Source organism: Rhizobium sp. P1_E1 (assembly GCF_056406015.1).
The window spans coordinates 1-2,993 of sequence record NZ_JBFUAY010000368.1; the positions used below are offsets into that span (position 1 = coordinate 1).

The following is a 2,993-nucleotide window of genomic DNA, read 5'->3' on the forward strand; positions in this document are numbered from 1 at the left end:
CTCGCAGGCCGATACTTGCCAGAGAGGTAGGCGTGAATACGTTGAACGCGTTGGGTGTTTTCGGGCGTCCCGGGCTTCAGGTTATCGGGGGCTATGTGCATCGCGACGAGCGACAGGAATTCTTCGTCAGTGAGTTCAGCAAAGCTCTTGCCAAAATATGCCTGTGCGGCGGCCGCATAACCATGAACAGGCTGGCCATTCTTGCTGCCCAGGTAGCAGATATTCAGGAACAGCTGCATTTGATCGTTTTTGGAAACCAGCGAATCCAAAGCGTATTGCGCGATCAGCGTCTGGCGAACTTTGGCGATACCTTGCTTGAACCCGTCCGGGAAGTAAATGAGCTTGACCAAACCTTGCGTGATGGTCGTCATTCCTGCGCCTGGGGTTTCAAGATCGACGCCGTGATGCCGGGTGAACGCCGGGTCTTCGATTGCCAACAACATCGCTTGCCTGTCTTTCGACAAGTCTGTGGGTTTCAGCTGCGCCCCAAAGCGCTTCCAGGTTTCGGAAACCAGAGATGGTGTTGCAACTCTGGCAGCCCTCACTTCGTTGGCGTAGTAGCTGGCTGCGAGAACCAGGGCAAGTGCACCTGCACCTGAGAGCCCCAGGATCGTGCGAATGACTGCTTGACCGATCTTCATGTTGTGGCTGATCTCGGAGGGTGATGTGCGAGGGAATTCGTGACGCCTAACGCGACGTTGACTGGCGACCCGGCAAAGCTGCGACCGAAGGGAGCGAACGCCGCTGGGCGTCCGTTTCGAACGACAGATTATGTCGCAACGGCCTCAAAGAATGCTCTCCGGCCGATCCGCGTATCGGCTCATGAATAGACGAAATGTTGGGGTCATCTGTTCCCCACCCTCGTCTGAGGCTGTGACGCGGTACACCGGGGCGAGTTGATTCCGGTCGCTCGTAAGTCGGACGGCGTAGAGCCAACTGTTCATAAGATGATCAACGAACACGAAGCAGTCGGGATACGAGAAGCGATCCGGATAGATGACACCGCCTGAATCATCCAGTTCGTCTTTCACGGGCCTGATCTCCGCCAACGGCCAAAAGCGGAAATACACATCATCCATCTCATGGCCAGTTCCGTTTTCAGCAACGAAATAGGCTCGAACATCCTCAGGCAAAGCTACTTCGTACCGGCGCTCAAATTCCGCAATCGCTTCCTCAGTTGCGCCAGCGCTTACGCCCACTCCAGCGTCGCGCCATTGCTTGTGCACGCGCTGCCAGAGATTGCCGACGTCAGGAGGCGGTGGCGTTTGCGACATAACGTAAAGATGACCGGACCATCAACAATTGCGGCGAAGCCGCATCCTGTCGTTGTGGGTGTGCGTCGATTGATATGTTAGACGGCATCTCCCGTGTCCTTGCCGCCTTCAGACGGCGCGCTCCGCAATTCGGTTGAGCTTCGGCCATTTCGGCCAATATCGAACGGCAACACTGTCCCTGGCGTGAAAGCTATAGCGGGTCGTCTGCTTCCCCGCTTGAATCTGAGGCGCACCGGAGGTCGAAGTAGCTGTGAACTCATAAAACACAACGTACACGTCACTCCTCTCTACTGAACGTACCACTGCACCTTTCGTGCTGCGGCCCCAGCGCTCGAGCACATACGACGCGACAGCGCGAAGGCACAACGACCCGACCACCGCGAGCCCAATTGCGATACCTCCGAGGAACTGCCATGTGCYATCGAAACCCATGCTGATGCCTTCTAGCGTTTGACATGAAAGGCGCGTCAAAGGACGCACGAAGCGACCTCTGGAGGGTCCGCCCGGCGGAAGAGTCATGTGTCATTTCGGCGACCCCTCCTCTTGAGCAATGACCTTTTCGACGAGAGGAAGCGCCAGCATTCGCGCCCGGTGATCGAGGATTCGGGGAAGGCGGGAGAGGTCCACCCCGTCACCCTCCAGCCAACGGGCAAGGGTTAGAAGATACAGATCTGACACAGAAAAATCCTCTCCCAGAACCCACGGCCCACGCAAATACTCACTCTCAATAAGTGAGAAGGCATCACCCACAGATTGAGGAACCTTCCTTCGCATGGCGTCCCACGCTTCAGGTTCGTCTGCCCATCTGTGACCTCGCATTCGGTGGGCGTGGGCGACATGAACCGTGGAGCACAAATAGCTGTTGAAAGCGTTCATCTCCGCAAACCGAAACGTGTCATCAAGCGGAGCCAGATGCGCGTCCGGGTACGTCTGGGCGATGAACATGAGCATGGCCGGTGTTTCCGTCAAAACCCCGCGTGYAGTCACCAGCGCTGGAACCCGGCCCTTCGGATTGACCTTCAGATAGCCGGCCGCCCGTTGTTCGTTCTTCGAAAAGTCGATCCGTACCAGTTCGTACTCTGCATTTGCATGAGCCAGCGCCAGATGCGTTGCCAGCGCACAAGTATTGGGGGTGTAGTAAAGCGTGAGCATGTGACCTCTCAATTTTGAATTGACGATGCAAGGAAGTGCTTCAAGTGACGCCTAACGTTGAAGTTGACCGGCTTCAGCCAACAACTCGATTGCCCCCGTGTGCCCCTGGCTTGCCGCCGCCGTCAACCACCGGAGAGCCTCGGTTGTGTTCTCCGGGAACTGCAGAAGGTGCTGGCCGAGTTTCCACTGGGATGAATCCAGCCCCGCCTCCGCACATTCACGGAGAAGGCGGACGGCAGCCAAGACGTCCTGACTTGTGCCCATGCCGTGATACGTGAAGCTCGCAACCCAATGCTTTGCCTCCAACAGGCCGCCGGCGGCAGCTTTCTTGTACCAGACCAGTGCTTCGACCGGGTTCCTGGGCGAGCTTTCGTCCGCCAAGTGACCAAGATAAAACTCTGCCTCGTGGTCCCCATCTCCGGCGAGTTCGAGCAGCCGTTCCCGCGCCTCTTCGGGCGCCAGATCGTAATAAATGTCCTCGGCGGCCGTCACGTGATGCCTAACGTAGAGGGTGACCGGACCACAACATTTGCAGCGGAGCCGCCTCTTGCAGTTGCGGATCCGCGT

The 2,993-nt window shown here is 57.4% G+C and carries 4 protein-coding genes; all 4 read right to left on the reverse strand.

The window, feature by feature from the left end:
• On the reverse strand, positions 1-641 hold a 641-nt coding region (locus AC1D1Z_RS35755), incomplete at its 3' end, for a transglycosylase domain-containing protein (protein ID WP_477853533.1).
• Positions 642-785: 144 nt separating this feature from the next.
• Complete coding sequence (locus AC1D1Z_RS35760) at positions 786-1,274, reverse strand: SMI1/KNR4 family protein (protein ID WP_477700140.1); 489 nt, start codon at positions 1,272-1,274, stop codon at positions 786-788.
• Positions 1,275-1,796: 522 nt separating this feature from the next.
• The gene (locus tag AC1D1Z_RS35765) at positions 1,797-2,426 is read right to left on the reverse strand and encodes a glutathione S-transferase family protein (RefSeq protein WP_477853535.1); all 630 of its coding nucleotides are present in this window, start codon (positions 2,424-2,426) and stop codon (positions 1,797-1,799) included.
• Positions 2,427-2,477: 51 nt separating this feature from the next.
• Positions 2,478-2,993: tetratricopeptide repeat protein (locus tag AC1D1Z_RS35770; protein WP_477853537.1), on the reverse strand; the 516-nt coding region annotated here is incomplete at its 5' end.

Excerpts from the sequence above, each read along its gene's own strand:
- AC1D1Z_RS35760 (WP_477700140.1), bottom strand. The coding sequence starts at position 1,274 with ATGTCGCAAACGCCACCGCCTCCTGACGTCGGCAATCTCTGGCAGCGC.